Genomic DNA, 25,189 nt, shown 5'->3' with positions numbered 1-25,189 from the left:
CGCGGAAAAGCAAGTGAACCCGGTAACAGATCAGAAAACCAACACCAGTATCCCCCTACCCCCGTTCAGCACGTTTGCTAGGCAACCCCGGCCAACACCGATCCAAAAACCTACACCCGCTGAAAAATCTGTTGGTTTTGCCCGTCAGCCGTGGTTAAACCTGCATATTACCTTGGCAATAAAGGCATTGCGCGCTGCTGCTTGGGTGAGCGGAGCCTTTCTGCTCACACTCCGGCCTTACCGGCCCCGCGCGTGCAACTGGCTCCTTTCATATGTCATCAGGCGGCGCGCCGCCAAAGTCGAAGGGTAAAACCATGCTACACAACGATAATCTTGAACAATGGGACCGCGAGAATTTCTTTCACGCCTCGACCCATCTGGCTGAATTCGCACGAGGCAACATCCCGCAGCGCGTGATCAAAACTGCCTCCGGCGTGCATATCGAGGACCGCGATGGCAACCGGATGCTGGATGCTTTCGCCGGATTGTACTGCGTGAACGTCGGCTATGGCCGCCCCGAGATCGCCGAAGCGATTGCCGATCAGGCCAAAGAACTCGCCTATTACCATTCCTATGTCGGCCACGGCACCGAGGCGTCGATCACCCTAGCGAAGATGGTGATGGACCGCGCGCCCGATCACATGTCCAAGGTGTATTTTGGCCAGTCTGGGTCCGATGCGAACGAGACCAACATCAAATTGATCTGGTATTACAACAACATCCTTGGTCGTCCGAAGAAGAAAAAGATCATCTCGCGCTGGCGTGGCTATCACGGTTCGGGCCTGATGACCGGATCGCTCACGGGGCTTGACCTGTTTCACAAGAAGTTCGATCTGCCGCTGGCACAGGTGATTCACACCGAGGCACCGTTCTATTTCCAGCGCAAGGATCTGGGGCAAAGCGAAAGCGAATTCGTCGCCCATTGCGTGGCCGAACTTGAAGCGATGATTCACGCCGAAGGGGCCGACACCATCGCCGCCTTTATCGGTGAACCCGTTTTGGGCACCGGCGGCATTGTACCGCCCCCCGCCGGCTATTGGCCCGCCATCCAAGAGGTGCTGGACCGTCACGACATTCTGCTGGTCGCGGATGAGGTTGTTACGGGTTTTGGCCGTCTGGGCACCATGTTCGGGTCCGATCACTATGGCATGCGCCCCGATCTGATCACCATCGCCAAGGGGTTGACCTCTGCCTATGCGCCGCTGTCCGGGTCAATTGTGTCTGACAAAATGTGGGCCGTGCTGGAAAAAGGCACCGATGAAAACGGCCCCATCGGCCACGGTTGGACATATTCCGCACACCCCATCGGGGCCGCTGCGGGTGTTGCGAACCTGGAATTGATCGACAAACTGGGTTTGGTCGAAAACGCAGGCACTGTCGGCACATATCTGAACACCCAGATGCGCGCCGCCCTTACTGATCATCCCCACGTGGGTGACGTGCGCGGCGAAGGGATGCTCTGCGCAGTCGAATTTGTAGCCGATAAGGACAGCCGCAGCTTCTATGATGCCGCCGACAAAATCGGGCCTCAGATCGCTGGCAAATTGCTAGAGCAAAGCAACGTCATCGCCCGCGCCATGCCCCAAGGGGACATCCTAGGCTTTGCCCCACCGTTCTGCCTGACCAAGGACGAGGCCGATCAGGTTGTTACCGCGACCCATCAGGCCGTGGCATCCGTTCTGGGCTAAATCTGCGCTGACATACTCATGGGGCGTGGCATCGACCGCGCCCCATGATCCCATCCTTTAAAACGGCACGTCGTCCGATCCGGTCAGAAACCGCGATACGACCTTTTTAATCCCGGCTTTTTCAAACTCGACCTCAAGCTTGTCGCCTTCGATCCCGATCACCGCGCCATACCCGAATTTCTGGTGGAACACGCGTTCGCCCATGGTGAAACTACTGACCGCCGCCATATCTATGGTCACATTACGTGTTTCCTTGGGCTGGCTCATCCCGCGATCATTGCTGCGCGATTGCAGACGCCGCCACCCGGGGGAATTGTAAACATTCGCCTCGGCGGCCTTTTCGTGCAGATCGGATTTCGGCATGGCAGCACCATACCCACCGCCATAGAGGCCAGGCGGGGTTAGGACATCCACATGTTCCTCGGGCAATTCATCGATAAACCGCGATGGCATCGCGCTTTGCCATTGGCCAAACACCCGCCGGTTCGCCGCGAATGAAATGGTGCAGATTTCCTCGGCCCGCGTGATGCCGACATAGGCCAAACGGCGCTCTTCCTCGAGGCCCTTGATACCGCTTTCATCCATGGACCGCTGCGACGGAAACAGCCCGTCGTCCCATCCCGGCAGGAAGACGGCAGGGAACTCGAGACCCTTGGCGGCGTGCAGCGTCATGATCGACACTTTCTCGCCCTCGCCGTCCTGTTCGTTGTCCATAATCAGGCTGACATGTTCAAGGAACCCTTGCAGATTTTCGAACTGCTCCAAGGCCTTGACGAGTTCCTTGAGGTTTTCCAGCCGCCCCGGTGCCTCTGGCGTTTTGTCGTTCTGCCAGAACCCCGTATAGCCGGATTCGTCCAGAATAACCTGCGCCAGCTCGACATGGCTGATCTCGGGCGGGCCGTATTCATAGCGGGCAGTCGGCGCGCCATCATCAATCACAGAATTATCGTCAATCTCGGTGCGAATGCGCGGCCCGCGCGCCATCTCGCCCCAGCGTTCGATCCCATCAATCAGCAGCCGCAACTGCGCAGCCCCTTTGCCGCCGATCCCGCCATTGGCCAGCAAAATCCGCGCCCCTTCCACTAGGTTCACGCCGTTTTCACGGGCTGTTTTCTGGATATTCTGTTGCGCCTTGTCGCCCAGCCCGCGTTTAGGTGTGTTCACAATCCGCTCGAACGCCAGATCATCATCAGGGCTGGTCACAACGCGGAAATAGGCCATCGCATCGCGGATTTCCAAGCGCTCGTAGAATCGCGGCCCGCCGATGACGCGATAGGGCAAACCGATGGTCAAAAACCGGTCCTCGAACGCGCGCATCTGGTGCGAGGCACGCACAAGAATCGCCATTTCGCTTAGCCCAAATTTTTGGAAAGCAGGTTCGAGAGAAAGACCCTCCTCCTGTCTGGTGGTCAACTCCCACAACAAATCACGCCTGCTGTCATCTACCAAGAAGCTCTCGTACTCCTTTAGCCGTCCTAGTAATTCTCCAATACTATTAACCCCCCTCAAAGCTTCGAGTTCTCCAAGGCGAGATATCTCATCCTTTACTTGCTCTGTGCGGGAGTTCTCCCTTCGTGTTGCCAAGGCAGAGCGTCCGCTTTGATGAGCTTCGATATCATCGCTTATCCAGCGGGCCTCTTCCTCGCCGTCCCAATGGCCAATAAGACGAACTTGTTCACCTTTCCTGGCCGCCGTCCAAAGCGTTTTGCCCAACCGCCCCTCGTTGCCCGCAATCACGCCAGACGCAGCGGCCAGAATATGCGGGGTAGACCGGTAGTTCTGTTCCAGCCGCACCACATGGGCCCCGGGAAAATCCGTCTCGAACCGCAGGATATTGCCCACTTCGGCCCCCCGCCAGCCATAAATCGACTGGTCATCATCACCCACACAGCAGATGTTTTTATGCCCCGACGCCAGCAACCGCAGCCACAGATATTGGGCGACGTTGGTATCTTGGTATTCGTCAACAAGGATGAATTTGAACCAGCGCTGGTATTGCTTCAGCAGGTCCTCGTGTGTCTGGAAAATAGTCACCATATGCAGTAGAAGATCACCGAAATCGCAGGCGTTCAGCTCTTTCAGGCGTGCCTGATATTGCGCGTAAATCTCGGTGCCGCGGTTGTTGTACAGCCCGGCATCGGCACTTGGCACCTTTTCCGGCGTCAACGCGCGGTTCTTCCACCCGTCGATGATCCCTGACAGCATCCGCGCGGGCCAACGTTTGTCGTCAATCTCTTCGGCCCTGATCAACTGCTTGAGCAGTCGCAGCTGGTCGTCCGTGTCCAGAATGGTAAAATTCGACTTCAACCCCACCAGCTCCGCATGGCGGCGCAACAGTTTGACGCAGATCGCATGAAATGTGCCCAGCCATGGCATGCCTTCGATGCTTTGCCCCAACATACCACCCACGCGGTTCTTCATCTCGCGCGCGGCTTTGTTGGTGAAGGTCACCGCCAAAATCTCGTTCGGTCGGGCGCGGCCGGTGTTCATCAGATGCACGATCCGCGCGGTCAACGCCTTGGTCTTGCCGGTCCCCGCGCCCGCCAACATCAACACAGGGCCATCCATCTGTTCAACGGCGGCCCGTTGCGCAGAGTTCAGCCCGTCCAGATAGGGTTGCGGGCGCGCGGCCATGGCGCGGGCTGATAAAGATGCGCCTTCAAAGGCGTCCATTTCGTCGAAATCATTCATGGCCCATAACCTAGCGCGCAAAGCCACCAAATGAAAGACACGTTCGCAAAATGTTCTTTGCCGGAATTTGCGAAATCCCGCCTGTTTATCCTGCGGTGTCCGCGGCCCCTTCGTCGCAAAAGGCGGCTGGACAATACGCCAGCGCCCTGAGCAAATACGCCCATGGATTTACACGCAAGCTATCCCGAATTATCCGATCTGCGCCGCCGCGCGAAACGGCGGATACCGAAATTTGTCTGGGAATACCTCGACAGCGCCACAGGGGCCGAAGCGACCAAGCAACGCAACCGGCAAGCGCTGGACTGCATCGGATTCATGCCCTCCATATTGCATGGCGAATTCTCTCCCGATCTAAACACCCCCTTGTTCGGAAACGACTTTACCCTGCCCTTCGGGATCGCCCCCCTTGGCATGTCAGGCCTGATGTGGCCCGATGCCGAGGGGCATCTTGCCCGTGCCGCCGCGCGCGCGCGCATCCCCTATTGCCTGTCGACCGTCGCCACTCAAAGCCCCGAAGACCTTGCCCCCCATATTGGTAAAAACGCTTGGTTTCAGATGTATCCGCCACGAGACCCGGACATTCGCACCGACATGCTCAACCGCGCCAAAGCGGCGGGTTTCAACGGGCTGATCTTAACCGTCGATGTTCCAGTGGCCAGCCGCCGCGAACGGCAAACGCGGTCTGGTCTGACCAATCCACCCCGCCTGACCCCGCGCCTGATGGCGCAGGTGGCGACGCGCCCTGCTTGGGCTGCGGGCATGGCGTGGCGTGGAATGCCGCATATGCGAATGCTGGATAAATACAAAAGCACAAGCACCGAAGGCCTGTCTTCGACCGCCCATGTCGGCTACCTGCTGCGCACCTCGCCAGATTGGGACTACGTCAAATGGCTGCGCGACGCCTGGGAGGGGCCTTTCATCATAAAGGGCGTGCTGCGCCCCGAGGACGCCACCGCGTTGGAAGCCATAGGTGCAGACGGTATTTGGGTGTCAAACCACGCAGGCCGGCAATTCGATGCGGCCCCGGCTTCCATCGATATGCTGCCCGCGATACGCGCCGCCACCACCCTGCCTATCGTCTTTGACAGCGGCGTTGAAACCGGCCTCGACATCCTGCGCGCCTTGTCTTTGGGGGCGGATTTCGTGATGATGGGGCGCGCATTCCACTACGCGCTGGCAGCTCTGGGGCCAAAAGGCATCGACCATCTGATAGATATCTACACCAAGGATCTGATCGCCAACATGGGTCAAATGGGCAGTAAAACACTGCGTGACTTACCCCAGCCCGTCGATCTTGCGCCGCCCGGTTTGCTTCCAAATGGGCTTAAATCCCCGCCGGAGGCATAAACTTCCTTGCACCTTGCGGCAAACAAACGCAACTATGCTGCACTGCCGCAAAAACCAACCCGGGTCCGGCCCCTACCGCCGCGCCCAAGTCAGCGTAACCAAGGCGAGGCCCGATGACCGACTTCAAAAAAATTCTAATCGCTAACCGTGGTGAAATTGCCATTCGCATCATGCGTGCGGCGAATGAGATGGGCAAAAAGACGGTCGCCGTCTTTGCCGAGGAAGACAAACTGGGCCTGCATCGTTTCAAAGCCGATGAAGCATATCGCATCGGCGCGGGGTTGGGGCCCGTCGCGGCGTATCTGAGCATTGATGAAATCATCCGTGTCGCCAAAGCATCAGGCGCGGATGCGATCCATCCGGGCTATGGTCTGCTGTCGGAGAATCCCGATTTCGTGGATGCGTGCGAACAAAACGGCATCACCTTTATCGGGCCGCGCGCCGAAACCATGCGCGCCCTTGGTGACAAGGCCAGCGCGCGCCGAGTCGCGGTCGAGGCGGGTGTGCCGGTCATCCCCGCCACCGAAGTCTTGGGCGACGACATGGATTTGGTCCGCAAACAAGCGGCCGAAGTGGGATATCCGCTGATGCTTAAGGCGTCCTGGGGCGGCGGCGGGCGCGGCATGCGGCCGATCAACTCCGAAGACGAACTTGAAGAAAAGGTTCTCGAAGGCCGCCGCGAGGCCGAAGCCGCCTTTGGCAATGGCGAGGGCTATCTGGAAAAGATGATCCTCAAGGCCCGCCACGTCGAAGTTCAAATTCTGGGCGACAAACACGGCGAGATTTATCACCTGTTTGAACGTGATTGCTCCGTGCAGCGCCGCAACCAAAAGGTCGTTGAACGCGCCCCCGCCCCCTATCTGACCGAAGAACAGCGCGCCGAGATTTGCGAATTAGGCCGCAAGATTTGCGCCCATGTGCATTACGAATGCGCCGGCACTGTCGAATTCCTGATGGATATGGAGGACGGCAAGTTCTACTTTATCGAGGTAAACCCCCGGGTTCAGGTCGAACATACCGTCACCGAAGAAGTCACCGGCATTGATATTGTGCGGGCGCAAATCTTGATTGCCGAAGGCAAAACAATTGCCGAGGCGACGGGCAAAGCCAGCCAAGCCGATGTCCAATTGAACGGCCACGCGCTACAAACGCGGATCACCACCGAGGACCCGCAAAACAATTTTATCCCCGATTACGGCCGCATCACCGCCTTTCGCGAGGCCACGGGCATGGGCATCCGTCTGGATGGTGGCACCGCCTATTCCGGCGGCGTGATCACGCGCTATTACGACAGCTTGCTGGTCAAGGTCACCGCCAAGGCGCAAACCCCCGAACAGGCCATCGCGCGGATGGACCGTGCCTTGCGCGAATTCCGCATCCGTGGCGTGTCGACCAACATCGCCTTTGTCGAGAACCTGCTGAAACACCCGACCTTCCTCGACAATACATATCACACCAAATTCATCGACCAGACGCCCGAGCTGTTCACCTTTGAAAAGCGCCGCGACCGGGCGACCAAGGTGTTGACCTATATTGGCGATATCACGGTAAATGGGCATCCTGAGACCAAAGGCTTTGAGCGTCCCGCCGCCACAGTGCGCGCGCCGATGCCGCCCCAGCCAAAGGCCGAGCCGCAGATGGGCACCCGCAACCTGTTGGAACAAAAAGGACCGCAAGCGGTCGCCGACTGGATGGGCCAGCAGCGGCAATTGCTGATCACCGACACGACCATGCGCGACGGGCATCAATCCTTGCTCGCCACCCGGATGCGCAGCCATGACATGATCAAAGTCGCCCCTGCCTATGCTGCCAATCTGCCCGCGCTGTTCTCGGTGGAATGCTGGGGCGGCGCGACATTTGATGTGGCATACCGGTTCTTGCAGGAATGCCCGTGGCAACGCCTGCGCGATCTGCGCGCTGCAATCCCGAACATTATGACGCAGATGTTGCTGCGCGGATCGAACGGTGTGGGGTACACTAATTACCCCGATAACGTGGTCCAGGAATTCGTGCGCGTCGCCGCGACCGAAGGTGTCGACGTCTTCCGCGTATTCGACAGCCTGAACTGGGTTGAAAACATGCGCGTCGCGATGGATGCCGTGATTGATAATGGTAAAATCTGCGAAGGCACCGTGTGCTATACCGGCGATATCTTTGACCCCGATCGCTCTAAATATGACCTGAAATATTATGTCTCGATGGCCAAGGAACTCAAAGCTGCCGGTGCCCATGTCTTGGGTCTGAAAGACATGGCCGGCGTGTTGAAACCAAACGCCGCCAAGGTGCTGATCAAAGCGCTGAAATCCGAGGTCGGCCTGCCGATCCACTTCCACACCCATGACACCGCTGGCGTTGCAATTGCCACCATCATGGCCGCCTCCGAGGCCGGTGTTGATGCGGTCGATTGTGCAATGGACGCCCTGTCGGGCAATACATCACAGGCCACGCTGGGTTCTGTCGTCGAGGCACTGAAACACACCGACCGCGACACCGGCCTATCGATGGATGCTGTGCGCGAGGTGTCTAACTATTGGGAAGACGTCCGTGGCGAATATGCTGCGTTTGAAACCGGCATGCAGGCCCCATCCTCCGAGGTGTACCTGCACGAAATGCCCGGTGGCCAGTTCACCAACCTCAAGGCGCAGGCCGCATCGATGGGGCTGGACGAACGCTGGCCCGAGGTCGCCAAAACCTATGCTGACGTGAACCAGATGTTCGGCGATATTGTTAAGGTCACACCGTCGTCGAAGGTCGTCGGGGATATGGCCCTGATGATGGTGTCCCAAGGGTTGACCCGTGACCAAGTCGAAGACCCTGATGCGGAAATGTCCTTTCCCGACAGTGTCATCGACATGATGCGTGGCAATCTAGGGCAACCTCCCGGTGGGTTCCCTACCAGCATCGTGAACAAGATCCTGAAGGGCGAAAAACCCAACACCGAACGCCCCGGCGCGCATCTGCCCCCTACCGATCTTGAGGCCACCCGCACCGATCTGAAAGAGCAGCTGGAAGGGGCCAATGTCGAAGACGACGATCTGTCGGGGTATCTGATGTATCCCAAGGTGTTCCTTGATTACATGGGCCGCCACCGCACCTACGGCCCCGTTCGGGTGCTGCCGACCCGGACGTTCTTTTACGGCATGGAACCGGGCGAGGAAATTACCGCCGAAATCGACCCCGGCAAAACGCTGGAAATCCGCCTGCAAGCGCTGAGCGAAACCAACGAGGATGGCGAGGTTAAGGTGTTCTTTGAGCTTAACGGCCAGCCGCGCGTCGTGCGCGTGCCAAACCGTCTGGTCAAAGCGACCACAGCACAGCGGCCCAAGGCTGAAACCGGCAATCCCAACCACATCGGCGCACCAATGCCCGGTGTTGTGGCATCGGTCGGGGCGGTCGTGGGCCAGCAGGTCAAAGCGGGCGACTTGCTGCTGACCATCGAAGCAATGAAGATGGAAACCGGCATTCACGCCGAACGTGATGCCGTCGTCAAAGCGGTGCATGTCGTTCCCGGCGGCCAGATCGACGCCAAGGATCTGCTGGTAGAGTTGGAGTAGGCGCATGCGTCTCTCCGCCCTCACCCTGATTGTGCCCAGCTATGACGAAGGCATCGCATTTTACTGCAATGTCATGGGGTTTGAGCTGACGCAAGACGAGGACCAAGGTCACAAACGCTGGGTGCGCGTCACCCCGCCGGGCGGCGACACAGGGTTTATCCTGGCCGAACCAGGAGACGCAGCGCAACGCGCGGCGATCGGCAACCAAGGGGCGGGGCGCGTCTGGCTGTTTCTGGAAACCGATAACTTCGCTGCTGACCACGCACGCCTGTCGGCGACTGGGGTAACATTCGAAGAAGCCCCCCGCCATGAGCCGTATGGCATTGTAGCCGTCTTTCGCGACGCATTTGGCAACCGCTGGGACCTGATCGAGCCGCGCTGAACATTAGTCTACGCCGTCCGCGCCCTGTCCCGACCGGCCAGATGCAATCTGTCGCATTGTTTGGCCGCTGATCTGCCCTAAATTAGGCGCGTACTTCAGGCTAACCGGACCCGCCTCATGCCCTATGAATGGAAAACTGCGCCCAATGCCCGCCGGCAGGAACTGCGGCTTTGGCCGCATCAGTCGCTGCCACCCAAAGGGTTTGCCGCGTTCATTCTGGTGACCTTTACGATGATCCTGATCCCGACGCTGCCGCTGCTGGGCACCGCGCTGCTCTGGACCTTACTGCCTTTTGTCCTGGCGGCAGTGGCGGGCATGTATTTCGCCCTGCAAGGCAACCATAAATCCCGCCAGATCGAAGAGGTGTTCACCCTCACCGACGACACAGTGCACCTGTCCCACACCACGCCAAGGGGCGATGTGAAGGAATGGGACTGCAACCGCTATTGGACGGTGGTCACGAAATACGAAAAAGACGGCCCCGTGCCGCATTACGTCACCCTGCGGGGCAAAGGCCGCGAAGTCGAGATTGGCAAATTCCTAAGCGAGGAAGAGAGGATCGCCCTGTTTGACGAATTGAACCGCTCGCTGTTGCGCACTTAGCTCAGGCGGTCTTTGACCTTGGGGCCGACAGCGCCGAAATCCATCTGGCCGGTGTATTTGCCCTTAAGCAAACCAATCACCTTGCCCATATCGCGGATCGACGTTGCACCAACTTCGGCAATGGCATCATCCACAGCTTTGGCGCTTTCTTCTTCGGTCAGTTGCCGGGGCAGGAATTCTTCGATGATCGCGATTTCCTCACGTTCACGGTCTGCAAGGTCCAGACGGCCACCTTCTTCATAGGCGCGCACCGATTCCATCCGCTGTTTGGCCATCTTGCCCAGAATCGCCAGAACCTCCGCGTCGCCGACACCCTCTTCGCCACCATCTGCACGCGCAGCGATGTCTTTGTCCTTGATGGCGGCGTTGATCAAACGCAACGTAGACAGCCGGTCTGCGGCCTTGTCTTTCATCGCCTGTTTCATCGCGTCCGTGATGCGTGTGCGCAGTTCCATTGCTATCGTCCTTCGACCAATGCGGTGTAAGCTGCGCAACATAGACAATTCCCACAAAACAGGCAATGGCACAGGCCTCAGGTAAGGCATTGCTTTTAAACGATATATCATTTTCCACATGGTATTGACCCAGCCCGCCGCCGGCTTTAGATTGCACCCGTTTAGCCCCACCCATCTGCCTTTGGAGGCCCTCCCATGACTGCGCCCGCATCCACCCGCCCGACCGCCTGCCTAGCACTTGCGGACGGATCGATTTTTTACGGCATGGGCTTTGGCGCAACCGGGCAAACCGTGGCAGAGCTGTGTTTCAACACCGCGATGACCGGCTATCAGGAAATCATGACCGATCCGTCCTATGCCGGGCAGATCGTCACCTTTACCTTCCCACATATTGGCAACACGGGCACCAATCCTGAAGACGACGAAACCGGTGATCCGGTCGCCGCAGGCATGGTCGTGAAATGGATGCCGACCGACCCCAGCAGCTGGCGCTCGGTTCAGCCGCTATCCGAATGGCTGGCCAGCCGGGGCCGCATCGCAATCGGCGGCGTCGATACGCGTCGCCTGACCCGCGCCATCCGCCAGCAAGGCGCACCTCATGCCGCCCTCGCCCATGACCCGGACGGCAATTTCGACATAGAAGCACTGGTCGCAGCCGCCCGCAGTTTTGCAGGCCTCGAAGGGGCCGATCTGGCCAAAGACGTGACTTGCGCACAATCCTACCGCTGGAACGAGATGCGGTGGGCCTGGCCCGACGGTTACGCCCCGCAAACCGACGCCAAACACAAGGTAGTTGCCGTGGATTACGGTGCCAAGCGTAACATTCTGCGTTGTCTTGCCTCGGCTGGCTGCGACGTGACTGTGCTGCCTGCATCCGCCACATATGAAGATGTGATGGCGCATAATCCCGATGGCGTATTTCTGTCCAACGGCCCCGGCGATCCGGCGGCGACAGGCGCTTACGCCGTTCCCATGATCAAGGAAGTCATCGCAAAGACCGACCTTCCGGTGTTCGGGATTTGCCTTGGTCATCAGATGCTTGCCCTCGCTCTTGGCGGTGGCACAATCAAGATGAGCCACGGCCATCACGGTGCCAACCACCCCGTCAAGGACATCGAAACCGGCAAGGTCGAGATCACGTCGATGAACCACGGTTTTGCGGTCGATGCACAATCCCTGCCCCAAGGCGTTGTCGAAACCCATCAGTCGCTGTTTGACGGGTCGAACTGCGGAATCCGCATGGAAGGCCGTCCGGTCTGGTCCGTCCAGCACCACCCCGAGGCAAGCCCCGGCCCGCAAGACAGCTTTTACCTGTTTGAACGTTTCGCCGCTGCGATGGCCGAACGCGCGCTTGAGACCGCATAGTTTGCCAGCCATTAAGACCTGATTAAGCTTACCCGCTGCATCCTGTCCCCTTGCATCTAAGGGGATTCTCGGTTGAGCGACCTGCATCTAAAGTTTACCACGCCCGAACCGGCAACCCGGGCCCAATCGCATCTGCCCTTGGGCCGGATACTGGTGAATTCGGGTGCCATTGATCAGGCCGATCTGGTGCGCGCCCTGCAAGAGCAAGAACGCCTGAACGTCCCGCTGGGCGAGTGCCTGATCGCCAGCGGTACGATAACCCCGGCGCAGCTATGTGCCGCGCTGGCGACACAATATAACCTACAACATATTGATCTTGCCGTTGATCCGCCAAAACGCACCATGGCGCAGCATCTGGATGCGCTTGATTGCTTGAAGTATGGCATCGTTCCGTGGCGGTCCTTGGGTGACACGATTATGATCGCCATCAGCAACCCGGATCAATTTGAACAGATTGCCCGTCAGCTCGCCTCCCCAGGGGTGAGCCTACTGCCGGTCGTTGCCGACAAGAAACAGATTTCCGAAAGTATAACAGCACTTTACGGCGCAGACCTTGCCCAACGCGCCGCCACTCGCGTGCCCCCGATTGAAAGCTGTCGCACCTGGCGCGAAGACGCCAGAGGCCGGCGCGCATGGTCCGTGGGCATCTTGGCCTTACTGGCAATCGTACTGATATTGGAACCTGCTTGGGGCTTTACCACTATCCTCTTATGGGCGCTTTGCAGCAGCATCATGACCGTCTCCTTGCGTACAATCGCCCTGTTCACCCATGTCTTTGAACCCAAGCTTCCCCCTCGCCCGACACTCGACATCGGACCCGAACCGGATCAAATCTCTCGGCCCTATGTTTCCGTCCTTGTCCCCCTGTTCCGGGAAAAGGAAATTGCGGGGGCCTTGATCACGCGGCTGGCAAAACTGACCTATCCCAAATCATTGCTTCAGATCATGCTGGTGCTTGAAGAAGGCGATGATATGACCCGCGACACCATTGCCCGTACCGCGCTGCCCGCATGGTTTGACGTGATCGAGGTTCCGCAGGCGAATAATTTGCGCACAAAACCTCGGGCTATGAATTATGCTTTGGATTTTTGTAAAGGCAGCATTATTGGCGTCTGGGATGCCGAGGACGCACCCGAAGTAGATCAAATCGATCGCATTATTCAGCATTTTGCCCACGCCCCCAAGAATGTCGTATGCGTTCAGGGGATGCTTGATTATTACAACGCGCGCACCAATTGGATTTCACGCTGTTTTACCATCGAATATGCCGCATGGTGGCGCGTGGTTCTGCCGGGCATTGCGCGGCTGGGGCTTATTGTTCCCTTGGGCGGGACAACGCTATTTTTCCGCCGCAGCGTGCTTGAGGAACTGCGCGCCTGGGACGCCCATAACGTGACCGAAGATGCCGATCTGGGGGTCAGATTGGCCCGGCACGGCTATAAAACCGACCTTTTGCCCACCGTCACCTATGAGGAGGCAAATTTTCGCGCCTGGCCGTGGGTCAAGCAGCGTTCCCGCTGGCTCAAGGGTTTTTTGACGACATGGTGCGTGCACATGCGCCAGCCGCTCAAGCTGATAAAGCAGGTGGGGTTTCTGCGTTTTCTCGGGCTGCAAATCTTGTTCTTGGCCACAGTAAGCCAATTCCTTTGTGCGCCTTTGCTTTGGTCTTTTTGCGTTACCTTGGTGGGCCTGTCCCACCCTGTCGAAACCGTCCTCGGCGCTCAGATACTTAAAGGGTTGTTCTATTACTTTATTTTCGCAGAGCTCCTGAATATTTCCATCGCCATTCGCGCAGTGCGCGGCAGTAAACACAGACACTTGATACCTTGGGCGTTCGGCTTGCCGTTTTATTTTATACTGGGCACATTCGCCGCGTATAAGGCGCTATACGAGTTCATCTTTGACCCGTTTTACTGGGACAAAACCGAACACGGCGTCCCCCACAAAACCGAAGAACAATCCGACGCACGAACGCCCGTTCCCGCCGGTTAGCCCTCTTCTTCGCGCCGCGCAGCTTCTTGTTTGAGGCGGGTCGTGAAGGCCACCGAAATATGCAAACGCAGCGCTTCGTCCGCGCCATCCTCGTCACGCTGTTCAATCATACGCACGATCTTGTCATGCTCGGCTTGGGCAATATGGCCGCGCCCCTCAACCGCGAGCGACGATGTCGCCATCAATGCCATCGACCGATGTACCAAATCCAATTGCTGCACCAGATACCTGTTGTGGGACGCCAAATGGATTTGCCTGTGAAACCGCCGGTTCGCCCGCGCCAAAGCCGCCGGATCGTCGCGCAGGTCGTTATCTGCCTCGACCATATCGCGCAGTACGCGGACTTCTTCGACAGTCGCATGACGCGCAGCAAGCCGCGCGGCCAGCCCCTCCAACTCTCCGCGTACAACATACAGCTCGGCGGTCTGGTTGTGATCCAACGACGCCACAATCAGACTACGGCCATCGCGGGTCAGCAGGGATTGTGTCTCAAGCCGTTGTAATGCCTCGCGAATTGGGGTGCGCGAAACACCGAACCGTTCCGCCAGCTCGCTTTCAACCAAACGATCGCCTGGTCTATAGGTGCCCAAATCGATCGCCTCAAGGATCATGGCATAGGCATCTGTCGGTCCGGGTCTGGGCGCGGTCATCGGGTCACTTTCATTTTGCTTGTGGGCACTCTATCCCCCGCGTCCATTTGCGCAAGCCCGTGATCTTGCGCATGGCTGCGACCAAGCGTAGCTAGGGCATATGCCAAAGCACGCTTTTTCTCACGTGAATACTTGGGTCTTTGACCTGGATAACACGCTTTACCCGCCCTCGGCGCGTCTGTTCGACCAGATAGAACAGCGGATGACCCATTGGGTGATGAATGCCCTTGATGTGGACCACGCCCGCGCCAATTACCTGCGCAAACATTACTGGCACAGCTATGGCACAACGCTGGCCGGGCTAATGCGCGAACATGATATGGACCCGGCCCCCTATCTGCATGATGTGCACAACATTTCCTTTGACGCGCTGGCGCCCGACCCCGTGCTGGCCGATCGCATCCGCGCCCTGCCCGGACGGCGCATTATCTACACCAATGGCACCGCACCCTATGCCGAAAAAGTGGTTGCAGCCCGCGGTTTGACCGATCTGTTTGACGCGATCTATGGCGTTGAACATGCACAGTTTTTACCCAAACCCGAACGCGCCGCGTTCGAGCATGTGTTCACCGCTGACAAGCTGGACGCCACCAAGGCGGTCATGTTCGAAGATGACCCCCGCAATCTGGCGGAGCCGCACGCCATGGGCATGGGCACGGTGCATGTGGCCGCTGAGCCCGAGGCCGCCGATCACATTCATTTCCACACGGATGATCTTAGCGCTTTTCTCGGGCGGATCACGGGCTAGCTTTCAGGGATGACGATGGATTGCGATATTCTGATTTCGGGTGGCGGTATCGCCGGTCTGACGGCGGCAGCGGCCTTTGGCAGCGCCGGTTTCAAGGTGATCTGCGTAGACCCCGCCCCGCCGATCACCGATGGTGATACCGACGGGGCCGATCTGCGCTCGACCGCGATGCTGCAACCTGCACGCCGCGTGCTTGAGACAGCAGGCATCTGGAGCCATCTCGAAAACCACGCAGCCCCCCTGCAAATTATGCGCATTGTCGACGCTGGCGGCACCGAAGCAGAGCCCCGCGTCATCCGGGAATTCAACGCGGCCGAGATTTCGGATCAGCCCTTTGGCTGGAACTTCCCCAACTGGCTGCTGCGCCGTGCCCTCCTGGATAGACTGGCCGAACTACCAAATGTCGACTTTCGGCCCGGCACAGGGACCACATCACTGTTCACCCGCACTGCCGAGGCCCGCGTCGGCCTCAGCGACGGCAGCCGCATTACCACGCCTTTAGTGATCGCCGCAGATGGCCGCAACAGCCCCATGCGCGAGGCGGCGGGCATCGATTTGACCACCTCCGGCTATGGCCAAAGTGCTGTGGTCTTCGCGGTTACACATCCCGTGCCCCATGAAAATGTATCGACCGAAATCCACCGCACCGGCGGGCCATTCACTTTGGTGCCCTTACCCGACCGTGACGGGATGCCCTGTTCTGCCGTGGTCTGGATGGATAGTACGGCAGAATGCAAACGGCGTATGGCGCTGGATGCAAACGCGTTTTCCGACGAAGCCACCCTGCGCAGCTGTCATTTATTCGGCCCACTGACACTGGCCACTGCGCGCAACGTCTGGCCGATTATCTCCCAGCATGCCGCGCGTCTGTCCGGTGAACGCATCGCCCTGATCGCCGAGGCCGCCCACGTCATGCCCCCCATCGGCGCGCAGGGTTTGAACATGTCGTTACAAGACGTCGCGACCCTGCTGGAATTGGCACAGGCAAACCCCGCCGATTTGGGCAGCCAGAAAATGCTGGGTACCTATCACAAGGCGCGCTTTGCAGACATTATGCTGCGGGTGCGGGGCATTGATCTGCTGAACCGTGCCAGTCAGGCCAGTGCCCCCATTGCCCGCGATGCCCGCGCAACCGGGCTGAATGCACTATACGCCATGGCCCCGGTGCGCAAAATGCTCATGGAATTGGGGTTGGGCATGCGGCAAGGTTAAGACCATGCCGCATTACACTGATTTTACAGAACCTTATCTACTACACGCGCCAAACGGGCCAGCGTCGCATCGACGTCATAAAGCTTGTCTAAGCCGAACAGCCCCAAGCGGAACGTCTGGAAATTATCCGGCTCGTCGCACATCAGCGGCACGCCGGCGGCAATCTGCATCCCCTCCGCCGCGAAAGCCTTGCCGTTTTGCACCGATGGATCCGTGGTATAGCTGACCACAACGCCCGGCGCGCCAAAACCTTCGGCGGCAACCGACACTACACCGCGATCGGCCAGCATCTTGCGCACCCCGTCGCCCAAACGCCACTGCGCCTCTTTCAACCGCTTAAACCCATAAGCTTGGGTTTCTTTCATGGTGTCGCGGAAACCGCGCAAGGCATCGGTGGGCATCGTAGAATGATAGGCATGCCCGCCATCTTCATAGGCCTTCATGATGCTGTGCCATTTGCCCAGATCAAGCGAAAAACTGTCCGACTTGGTTTCGGCCAACCGCGCCACGGCATGCTCCGACATCATCACCAATCCGGCAGAGGGCGACGCGCTCCAACCCTTTTGCGGGGCCGAGATCAACACATCCACGCCAAGTGCCTTCATATCAACCCAGGCACAACCCGACGCGATGCAATCCAGCACCATCAACGCGCCCACCTCATGGGCCGCATCAGACATCTGCTTGATATAGTCATCCGGCAGGATCACGCCCGCGCTGGTCTCTACATGGGGCGCGAATACCACCTGCGGCTTTTGGGTCCGGATCGTATCGATCACCTCATCAATCGGGCATGGCGCAAAGGGCGCAGGCGTGCTGTTGCCCTGCATCCGCGCCTTGAGAACGGTGGCATTGCCGGTCAAATCACCACTTTCGATGATCTGGCTCCAACGATAGGAAAACCAGCCGTTGCGTACGACAACCGCCTCGGCGTTGCGGGCGAACTGGCGGGCCACGGCCTCCATCCCGAACGTACCACCACCGGGTACAATCGCCACGGCGTCAGCGTTATACACCTCTTTCAGCATGGCGCTGATGTCGCGCATCACGCCCTGAAACGCCGCCGACATGTGGTTCAACGACCGGTCGGTAAAGACGACCGAGAATTCTTCGAGGCCAGTGGGGTCTACAGTATTTAACAAAGCTGGCATGGGGGTCTCCTTTTCTTTGCGCGCAAGATACAGCGCCGCCTGCCAAAGTTATAGGCCCAATGGCCCCGCAAGACGTTCTTCACTTAGCAGCACATTGGCCTCAACTGCCCCGGCCCCCGGCAAGGTCATAATCCGCCGCCGCAAGACACGTTCAAAATCGGCCAGATCCCGCGCGACAACCCGCAAACGGTAATCATAAAGCCCTAAAACATGTTCAACCGTTTGCACTTCGGGGATCGCAGTGACCGCACGCTCGAAATCCTCAAGGCTCACACGCCCTTTGGTGGCCAGCTTGACCCCCAGAAACACCGTCACGCCAAAACCCAAGGCCTCACGGTTCAGGCGCAAGTGCTTACCGCGCAAAATGCCCGCATCTTCAAGCCGTTTGATCCGCCGCCATGTGGCAGGCTGGGATAACCCCAAATGCCGCCCCAAAGCCCCGGCACTTTGTGTGGCATCCCGCGCCAGTGACCGGATCAGATGATGGTCAATCTCGTCCAGCTGGATCATAGCGGCAGCGCCTCGTCTGATTTGATCCGCGCCACATGCATCAACGCCTCAATATCGGCGATATGGGGAAGGGTCAGGATCTTGCCACGGTAAATCGACTGATAATGCGCCATATCGCGGGCAATGATCGACAGGCGCACGTCAACGCGCCCCAGAAACGTCTGGATTTCAATCACTTCTGATACGTCGCGTGCTGCGACCAGAAACGCATCAAACGCATTGCCCTGGGTCTTATCCAGTGTGATCCGCAGCGACACCTCAACACTATAGCCAAGGGCCGCCCAATCCACGCTCATCCCGACGCCCTCGACAATGCCTGCCTCTTGCATGCGCACAATGCGCCGCGCGACCTTGCCAGCGGTCAACCCCACCCGATCGGCCAACTCACCCGGGCTTAGCCCCGCGTCTCCCTGCCAATGACGCAAAATGCGCCTATCTTCGTCATCAAGCATGATTTTTCCATATTTCCATATAACCACGCATTACCATCTTCATTTTGCCAAATAAACTCATAATCCGACAATGGTATCACTCAGTTCATCAGTTATAACACTTTCAGATTTCAACGAACCCGAAAGGACGCCCCAATGCGCGTTTATTATGACCGTGACTGCGACGTTAACCTGATCAAGGATAAAAAAGTCGCCATCCTCGGCTACGGCTCCCAAGGCCACGCCCACGCCCTGAACCTGCGCGATTCCGGCGCGAAAAACCTCGTCGTTGCCCTGCGCGAAGGTTCCGCCTCCAAAGCCAAAGCCGAAGGCGAAGGCCTCAAGGTTATGGAAATTTCCGAAGCCGCTGCTTGGGCCGATGTGATCATGTTCACAATGCCCGACGAATTGCAGGCCGAAACCTACAAAAAATACGTCCATGACAACATCCGCGAAGGCGCAGCCATCGCATTCGCCCACGGCCTGAACGTGCATTTCGGCCTGATCGAGCCCAAAGAAGGTGTTGACGTAATCATGATGGCCCCCAAAGGCCCCGGTCACACCGTGCGCGGCGAATACTCCAAAGGCGGCGGCGTGCCCTGCCTTGTTGCCGTCGACAAAGACGCCTCCGGCAAAGCGCTGGAAATCGGCCTGTCCTATTGCTCCGCCATCGGTGGTGGTCGCTCCGGCATCATCGAAACCAACTTCCGCGAAGAATGCGAAACCGATCTGTTCGGCGAACAGGCGGTTCTGTGTGGCGGCATCGTTGAACTGATCCGCATGGGCTTTGAAACACTGGTCGAAGCCGGCTACGAGCCCGAAATGGCCTATTTCGAATGCCTGCACGAAACCAAGCTGATCGTTGACCTGATCTATGAAGGCGGCATCGCCAACATGAACTACTCGATCTCGAACACTGCTGAATACGGCGAATATGTTTCCGGCCCGCGCATCCTGCCCTACGCCGAAACCAAGGCCCGTATGAAGGACGTTCTGACAGACATCCAAAACGGCAAATTCGTACGTGACTTCATGCTGGAAAACTCTGTTGGCCAGCCGTCGTTCAAGGCAACACGCCGCATCAATGACGAGCACCAGATCGAACAGGTCGGCGAAAAACTGCGCGGCATGATGCCGTGGATTTCCGCCGGTAAAATGGTCGACAAAGCCAAAAACTAAAACAGCCGAAGGCCCGGGATACCCACCCCGGGCCTCTTTCTTTTAAGGTAAAACCACCCCCCAACGTCTTTTCAGACCCCAAGCCCCGGGCGTTATCTCAGCGTTGCCCACCAAAGGTCGCCCAATGCAAAACGCCCCCCAAATTACGGCCAGCAGCTGGCTGATGATTGCCCTACTGGCCTTCATCTGGGGCGGGACATTCATGGTCACCGAAATCGCCCTTACCGGCATGACCCCGTTCTGGATCGCGGCCAGCCGCGTTAGCTTCGCGGCACTTGTGATGACAGCCATATGGTCCCTGCGCGGGTTCCAGCTGTTTACTGCGCCGCCAACCAAGACCGACCTCACCGCCCTGCTTTTCATAGGCGCCACCAGCTCTGCTGTGCCTTTCTCCCTGCTTGCCTGGGGCCAGCAATATGTAACATCGGGGTTTGCTGGCGTCTCAATGGCCGCCGTTGCTCTGATCATTCTGCCGCTGGCCCATTTCTTTGTGCCAGGCGAACGGATGACGCAGCGCAAAACGCTTGGTTTTGCCATCGGCTTTATCGGCGTAACAATTCTGATCGGCTCCCAAGCGTTCGAAAGCACCGGGGCCGCCCTTGAAACCGCTGGCCGTTTCGCCTGTATCGGTGCGGCCAGTTGCTACGCCCTCAGCTCCCTCGTGATGCGCCGCCTGCCACAAGTTGACGCCATCGGCCTCGCGACAATCCTGCTTATCATCGCAAGCGTCATCATCATCCCCACCGCATTCTTGGTCGAAGGGGTCCCGCCGCTCCCATCTGCCGAAATCCTGGCTGTGCTGGCATTCCTCGGTCTGATCCCAACCGCCGCCGCAAATTTCCTGCGCGTCTTGGTGGTGCGCAGCGCAGGGCCGGTTTTCATGTCTTTGGTAAATTATCAAGTGCCCGTCTGGTCTGTCTGCCTCGGTGCGCTGATCCTCAGCGAACCTTTGCCTGCCTCGCTTATCTGGTCCCTCGCCCTGATTTTGGCAGGCGTCGCCCTCAGCCAATACGGCGCGCTCCGCAGATTGTTCACCAAGCAGCAAACCTGATTCCAAATGGCAAAAAATCCTCGCCGAAGGCATCGACGCGCAAGGTACGGACCACCCCTTTGAACTGGCACGGTAAGGCCGCAACAATCACACCCAAATAAATCGAATGCGCTTTTGCGCGCCTTTAGGTCCGAACGGATTGGGTCACGGCGTCGACAACCATATCGACCGCCCGCGCCATCAAGGCCGCATCTTCATGCTCGGCCATCACGCGGACCAATGGCTCGGTGCCCGATTTTCGGATCAGCAAACGCCCGTTGCCAGCCAGATCGGCTTCGGCTTGCGCAATTGCCGCCTTGACCTGCGCGTCATCCAATGGTGTCTGACCTACGGCAAAGCGTACATTCTTCAGAAGTTGCGGAACGGGTTCAAAGCTGTGCAGCAATTCAGACGAAGCTTTGCCCGACCGGATCATTTCAGCCAAGAACTGCAGCCCCGCCATCAGCCCGTCGCCGGTGGTTGCGTGGTCGGTCATGACGATATGACCGGACTGCTCTCCGCCCAAGTTGAACCCGCCTTCGCGCATCCGCTCCACGACATAGCGATCACCGACGGCGGTGCGTTCCAATTGCACGCCGTGGCCTTGCAAGAACCGCTCAAGACCGAGGTTGCTCATCACAGTGGCCACCAAGGCATTGTTGTTCAGGCGCTTTTCCGCGGCCCAGCGCGACGCCATAAGCGCCATAAACTGGTCACCATCACCGACATTGCCAGCCTCATCGATCAAGATGACCCGGTCGGCATCGCCATCCAGGCAAATACCCACGTCGGCCTCGTGCTCAACCACAGCCGCGGCTGCCCGTTCGGGGTGCGTCGATCCGCAATTCTTGTTAATGTTGAACCCGTTTGGCTCAACCCCGATCGAAACCACATCGGCCCCCAATTCCCACAGGGCTTCGGGTGCCACACGATGCGCCGCGCCATTGGCACAATCAATAACCACCTTTAACCCGTCCAGCCGCATGCTGCGCGGGAACGATGATTTCACCCGCTCGACATAGCGAAAACGTGCGTCGTCAATCCGTTTAGCGCGGCCGATCTTCTCTGACGGGATCAGCTCGACACCGTTGGCGATCAGGTGCTCGATCTCGGCCTCGACCGCATCGCTCAACTTGAACCCATCAGGGCCGAAAAACTTGATCCCGTTGTCGGTGGCGGGGTTGTGGCTGGCCGAAATCATCACGCCCAGATCCGCCCGCATCGACCGCGTCAACAGCCCGACCGCCGGGGTCGGTACAGGGCCAAGCAGCAGAACATTCATCCCCGAAGATGTCAGCCCCGCCGTCAGCGCGTTTTCAAACATATAGCCTGACAACCGCGTGTCCTTGCCAATTACGACCCGGTGCACACCGCTGCGGCTTTTGCTGAAATAGCGGCCCACTGCTGCGCCGATTTTCAGGGCAACCTCGGCGGTCATCGGATAGACATTCGCCGTGCCGCGAATACCGTCTGTTCCAAATAGCTTCGTCATAAAATGCTCCCAGAATATGCGGCATGCCATAGCGAGACAGCTTGGTGGGTTTCAGCCACGTCATGTACACGCACCAATTGCACACCTTGCGCCAAGCCTGCAAGGGCAACGCCTATTGACCCGGCGGCGCGGTCTGTTGCCTTTGGTGCATGACCCAAAGTGCCAATAAACTTTTTCCGGGACGCCCCCAGTAAAAGCGGCGTGCCAAGCCCATGAAACAGGCTGATCCGCGCCAGGAGCGCAAGATTGTGATCCAGCGTCTTACCAAATCCGATCCCCGGGTCAGCAAGGATCGCACTGCGCGCAATTCCGCCGACCTCAAGCCTTCTGATCCGACGTTCAAGCGCATCATAGACGTCCAACAGAACGTTTGAATAGCTGGGGTTCAAGTGCATTGTTTCGGGGTCACCTTGCGCATGCATCACACAGACCGGCAGCTGATGTTTTTGGCAAAACGGGCCAAGGGCTGGATCAAAGCTGAACCCGGAGACATCATTGACCAGATCAGCCCCCATCGCCACCGCAGCTTCGGCCACCGCCGCTTTGCGCGTATCAATCGAAATCGGCAGGCCCAGGCCCGCTGCACGCAGCGCGCTAATGGTGGGGGCGGTACGGTTGATCTCGACTTCAACCGGCACAGTCTGCGCCCCCGGCCGTGTGGATTCGCCACCAACGTCGAGAATATCCGCGCCCGCTTGTGCCATCGCCTGCCCTGCCGCCACCGCATCACCTAGGCCCTCATGTCGACCTCCGTCCGAGAAACTATCGGGCGTCGTGTTCAGAATTCCCATGATGCGGGGCCGGTCCAACGACAGGCCTGCAATCGGCGGCCGGGGTGTGGTCAGCCGTCCTGCCACCTCTGGCGGCAAGTCCTGCGCGGCGATCACCCGAGCTGGCGCGTCGCGTGACAGGACCTCGACATGGGTAAACCATCCCCACCCGGCTGCCAGCTGCACGGCACTATTGGGCCGTGCAGGCCCGATCTGAACAAGCGGTCTGAAATAGTCGATCATGGCGCTAAATCTGGTCCTGATCGACAGCCACCATACGCAAAGGCACCGATGCCTGTTTTGGCAAGTCGGTGCCAAAAACCAGCATCTCGGTCGCGTCGAATGTGGCGGCAAACCACGCGGCCAAAGCGACCGCATCACGCGGCTGTGCCGATGGGGTATCAACGCTGTCCAACACGATCTTCGACGGGGCCCAAACGCTGGTCTGGCCATTCTTCATCGCCCAGTCCAATTCTGTCCGAGTTGAAACAACAACACATCGATTGTCCTTGGACGCCAAAACCCATGCGTTCTGTTCAATGGCAAGCAGATCGATCCGGCGCTGCGCCATTTTATGGGCGACCTGCGGTGCGGGGGTATCGGACGCCCCAACACACAGGATCAACGGACGGCCCAACTGTTCAAGCTGGTCCAGCCACCCCGTCAGATAGGGCGAAGTAATCGCGGCATTGCACAGATACACCAGCTCGGGATGCGGCACCTCGGCGGCATCGGAACGCGTGTCGGGGGCGTCATCACGGGCGCGGACGATTTCAACGCCCAAGGCACCGGGGCCCCGATCCAGCTTTTCGATACGGACGAACACACGCATCGCCTGACGTTCCAGCAAAATCCGGTCGGCGACACGTTCGGCAAGGGTTTCCAGCAAGTTCAGCCGTTCGTCCGCCAATTCATAGGCAATCGCCTCGGTCACGCGGTCATAGGATAGAATGCGATCCACGTCGTCGTCCACGGGGCCGGTCAACGGTTGCACCTCGACAACGATGTTAAAACATATGCGCTGCGTCACACCACGTTCGGCCTGAAAGGCACCGATTTCCACCTCGACGATGTGATCACGCAGGGAAATACGGTCAAGCGGCTCAGGCCCCGCGGTGGCGGCGGCACGCTCGGACGGGTGCGCAAAGGCAAGCCTTGTGTCGGTGGTCATCATGCGGGCCTTTACATTTTCACGGTCAAGGCGATCCTAGACCGCTTGCCTGCATGTAACAAAGCCAGTTGCGGCTGGCTAGACCTCAAAGACGACGGCGGCTGACGCTTAGTTAGACGCGGTGCGTACACCATCGCGGTAAAACAGATGAACGCCGATTTTCGCAGTGCGGGTAAAAACACGCGACCAGCGCGGGCTGACGGCGGTGGTGTGGTAATATGTGGCCCCATCAGTCAGCGATGGCACCTTGCCATCCAGCACCGCACGCGCGATTTTGCTGACGCGGTCATAGGCACGTGGTTCGGCAATCACTTCGGCATAGCCGTCACAGGTGTAGGTGAACTGGCACTGGTATTTTCTGCCGGTACCCTGATGGATCACCTTGCAAAGCGACCCGGGGAATTCATCGGATTTGACACGGTTCAGGATCACCTCGGCAACAGCGAACTGTCCTCTGACCGTCTCGCCGCGCGCCTCAAAGTAAAGCGCCTCGGACAGGCATTTCCACTGTTCTCCGCCAGACGCCTTTGGCTGCTCTGACAGCCAGCTGCGGGTAAACTCGATCTCGTCGGCCGATGTGTTCTCAGCGATCATACGCTCGAGCCGCTCTGATCCGACGGCTTGCAGCCCTTTCGACTCAATCTCGGCCAGGGTTTCAGCCTGTTGAGAATTGGCAAACGCAGCCAATGGCATCGAAAGGGACAGCGCCGCTGCGGCGCAGAAAGACAGGAATGTAGAACAACGCATAGAGCGCCTCGCAGGTAATTT

At 58.6% G+C, this 25,189-nt stretch carries 21 protein-coding genes; 11 read left to right on the top strand and 10 right to left on the bottom strand.

The annotated features are described in order from the left end of the window. The first annotated feature begins 314 nt into the window (after positions 1 to 314). The gene (locus tag BM347_RS07960; RefSeq protein ID WP_093916113.1) at positions 315 to 1,688 is read left to right on the top strand and encodes an aspartate aminotransferase family protein; all 1,374 of its coding nucleotides are present in this window, start codon (positions 315 to 317) and stop codon (positions 1,686 to 1,688) included. A 57-nt stretch (positions 1,689 to 1,745) separates the two neighbouring features. Here BM347_RS07960 and BM347_RS07955 read toward each other — a convergent pair whose 3' ends face one another. Next, positions 1,746 to 4,379, bottom strand: coding sequence for an ATP-dependent helicase (locus BM347_RS07955; protein ID WP_093915876.1), 2,634 nt, complete (start codon positions 4,377 to 4,379; stop codon positions 1,746 to 1,748). A 162-nt stretch (positions 4,380 to 4,541) separates the two neighbouring features. On the opposite strand from BM347_RS07955, the gene BM347_RS07950 reads away from it, so the two are divergent. The 4 genes from BM347_RS07950 (at position 4,542) to BM347_RS07935 (ending at position 10,265) form a co-directional block, all read left to right on the top strand. Then, a complete protein-coding gene (locus BM347_RS07950; RefSeq protein ID WP_093915875.1) occupies positions 4,542 to 5,726 on the top strand; it encodes an alpha-hydroxy acid oxidase in 1,185 nt (394 codons plus the stop codon). Positions 5,727 to 5,839: 113 nt separating this feature from the next. Further along, positions 5,840 to 9,280, top strand: coding sequence for a pyruvate carboxylase (locus tag BM347_RS07945; protein ID WP_093915874.1), 3,441 nt, complete (start codon positions 5,840 to 5,842; stop codon positions 9,278 to 9,280). 4 nt (positions 9,281 to 9,284) lie between these two features. Then, positions 9,285 to 9,662, top strand: coding sequence for a VOC family protein (locus tag BM347_RS07940; protein ID WP_093915873.1), 378 nt, complete (start codon positions 9,285 to 9,287; stop codon positions 9,660 to 9,662). Between the two features lie 117 nt (positions 9,663 to 9,779). Beyond that, the gene (locus BM347_RS07935) at positions 9,780 to 10,265 is read left to right on the top strand and encodes a DUF2244 domain-containing protein (RefSeq protein WP_093915872.1); all 486 of its coding nucleotides are present in this window, start codon (positions 9,780 to 9,782) and stop codon (positions 10,263 to 10,265) included. On the opposite strand, the gene BM347_RS07930 is transcribed toward BM347_RS07935, so the two are convergent. Then, positions 10,262 to 10,720, bottom strand: a complete 459-nt coding sequence (locus tag BM347_RS07930) for a GatB/YqeY domain-containing protein (RefSeq protein WP_093915871.1) — start codon at positions 10,718 to 10,720, stop codon at positions 10,262 to 10,264. The genes BM347_RS07935 and BM347_RS07930 overlap by 4 nt on opposite strands. Positions 10,721 to 10,915: 195 nt before the next feature. Here BM347_RS07930 and carA point away from each other — a divergent pair, with 195 nt between their 5' ends. Together carA and BM347_RS07920 are read left to right on the top strand one after the other, a co-directional pair. After that, positions 10,916 to 12,085, top strand: a complete 1,170-nt coding sequence (gene carA, locus BM347_RS07925) for a glutamine-hydrolyzing carbamoyl-phosphate synthase small subunit (protein ID WP_093915870.1) — start codon at positions 10,916 to 10,918, stop codon at positions 12,083 to 12,085. Between the two features lie 72 nt (positions 12,086 to 12,157). Continuing rightward, the gene (locus BM347_RS07920; protein WP_245764218.1) at positions 12,158 to 14,077 is read left to right on the top strand and encodes a glycosyltransferase family 2 protein; all 1,920 of its coding nucleotides are present in this window, start codon (positions 12,158 to 12,160) and stop codon (positions 14,075 to 14,077) included. Here BM347_RS07920 and BM347_RS07915 read toward each other — a convergent pair. Further along, positions 14,074 to 14,727 (bottom strand): GntR family transcriptional regulator, encoded by a 654-nt coding sequence (locus BM347_RS07915; protein ID WP_093915869.1) that lies wholly within the window; start codon positions 14,725 to 14,727, stop codon positions 14,074 to 14,076. The two genes, BM347_RS07920 and BM347_RS07915, sit on opposite strands and share 4 nt — an antisense overlap. 100 nt (positions 14,728 to 14,827) lie before the next feature. On the opposite strand from BM347_RS07915, the gene BM347_RS07910 reads away from it, so the two are divergent. Together BM347_RS07910 and BM347_RS07905 are read left to right on the top strand one after the other, a co-directional pair. Then, complete coding sequence (locus BM347_RS07910) at positions 14,828 to 15,475, top strand: pyrimidine 5'-nucleotidase (protein WP_093915868.1); 648 nt, start codon at positions 14,828 to 14,830, stop codon at positions 15,473 to 15,475. A 9-nt stretch (positions 15,476 to 15,484) separates the two neighbouring features. Further along, the gene (locus tag BM347_RS07905) at positions 15,485 to 16,687 is read left to right on the top strand and encodes a UbiH/UbiF family hydroxylase (protein WP_093915867.1); all 1,203 of its coding nucleotides are present in this window, start codon (positions 15,485 to 15,487) and stop codon (positions 16,685 to 16,687) included. 23 nt (positions 16,688 to 16,710) lie between these two features. On the opposite strand, the gene BM347_RS07900 is transcribed toward BM347_RS07905, so the two are convergent. Genes BM347_RS07900 through BM347_RS07890 form a run of 3 tightly spaced genes read right to left on the bottom strand, consistent with a single transcriptional unit; the run spans position 16,711 to position 18,800 of the window. Continuing rightward, positions 16,711 to 17,838, bottom strand: a complete 1,128-nt coding sequence (locus BM347_RS07900; protein ID WP_093915866.1) for an aminotransferase class V-fold PLP-dependent enzyme — start codon at positions 17,836 to 17,838, stop codon at positions 16,711 to 16,713. 48 nt (positions 17,839 to 17,886) lie between these two features. Next, positions 17,887 to 18,348, bottom strand: a complete 462-nt coding sequence (locus BM347_RS07895) for an Lrp/AsnC family transcriptional regulator (protein ID WP_093915865.1) — start codon at positions 18,346 to 18,348, stop codon at positions 17,887 to 17,889. Next, positions 18,345 to 18,800, bottom strand: coding sequence for an Lrp/AsnC family transcriptional regulator (locus tag BM347_RS07890; RefSeq protein ID WP_093915864.1), 456 nt, complete (start codon positions 18,798 to 18,800; stop codon positions 18,345 to 18,347). Before BM347_RS07890 ends, BM347_RS07895 begins: the two co-directional genes overlap by 4 nt. 135 nt (positions 18,801 to 18,935) lie before the next feature. Between BM347_RS07890 and ilvC the strand changes: the two genes are divergently transcribed. Together ilvC and BM347_RS07880 are read left to right on the top strand one after the other, a co-directional pair. After that, positions 18,936 to 19,958 carry a ketol-acid reductoisomerase gene (gene ilvC, locus BM347_RS07885; protein ID WP_093915863.1) on the top strand — a complete coding sequence of 341 codons (1,023 nt, stop codon included), beginning with the start codon at positions 18,936 to 18,938 and terminating at the stop codon, positions 19,956 to 19,958. Between the two features lie 124 nt (positions 19,959 to 20,082). Continuing rightward, a complete protein-coding gene (locus BM347_RS07880; protein WP_093915862.1) occupies positions 20,083 to 21,009 on the top strand; it encodes a DMT family transporter in 927 nt (308 codons plus the stop codon). A 124-nt stretch (positions 21,010 to 21,133) separates the two neighbouring features. On the opposite strand, the gene glmM is transcribed toward BM347_RS07880, so the two are convergent. The 4 genes from glmM to BM347_RS07860 form a co-directional block, all read right to left on the bottom strand. Continuing rightward, the gene (gene glmM, locus BM347_RS07875; protein WP_093915861.1) at positions 21,134 to 22,480 is read right to left on the bottom strand and encodes a phosphoglucosamine mutase; all 1,347 of its coding nucleotides are present in this window, start codon (positions 22,478 to 22,480) and stop codon (positions 21,134 to 21,136) included. Then, entirely contained in the window at positions 22,477 to 23,493 is a 1,017-nt protein-coding gene (gene folP / locus BM347_RS07870; RefSeq protein WP_093915860.1) for a dihydropteroate synthase, read from the bottom strand. The genes glmM and folP overlap by 4 nt, the downstream gene beginning before the upstream one ends. A gap of 4 nt (positions 23,494 to 23,497) precedes the next feature. Beyond that, on the bottom strand, positions 23,498 to 24,421 hold the full coding sequence (locus tag BM347_RS07865) for a dihydroneopterin aldolase (protein WP_093916111.1): 924 nt from the start codon (positions 24,419 to 24,421) through the stop codon (positions 23,498 to 23,500). Positions 24,422 to 24,529: 108 nt separating this feature from the next. Further along, positions 24,530 to 25,168, bottom strand: a complete 639-nt coding sequence (locus BM347_RS07860; RefSeq protein ID WP_093915859.1) for a cell wall hydrolase — start codon at positions 25,166 to 25,168, stop codon at positions 24,530 to 24,532. Positions 25,169 to 25,189: the final 21 nt, after the last annotated feature.

Source organism: Sulfitobacter marinus (genome assembly GCF_900116285.1).
Classification (GTDB): domain Bacteria; phylum Pseudomonadota; class Alphaproteobacteria; order Rhodobacterales; family Rhodobacteraceae; genus Sulfitobacter; species Sulfitobacter marinus.
This window is presented reverse-complemented; position numbering and strand designations above follow the sequence as displayed.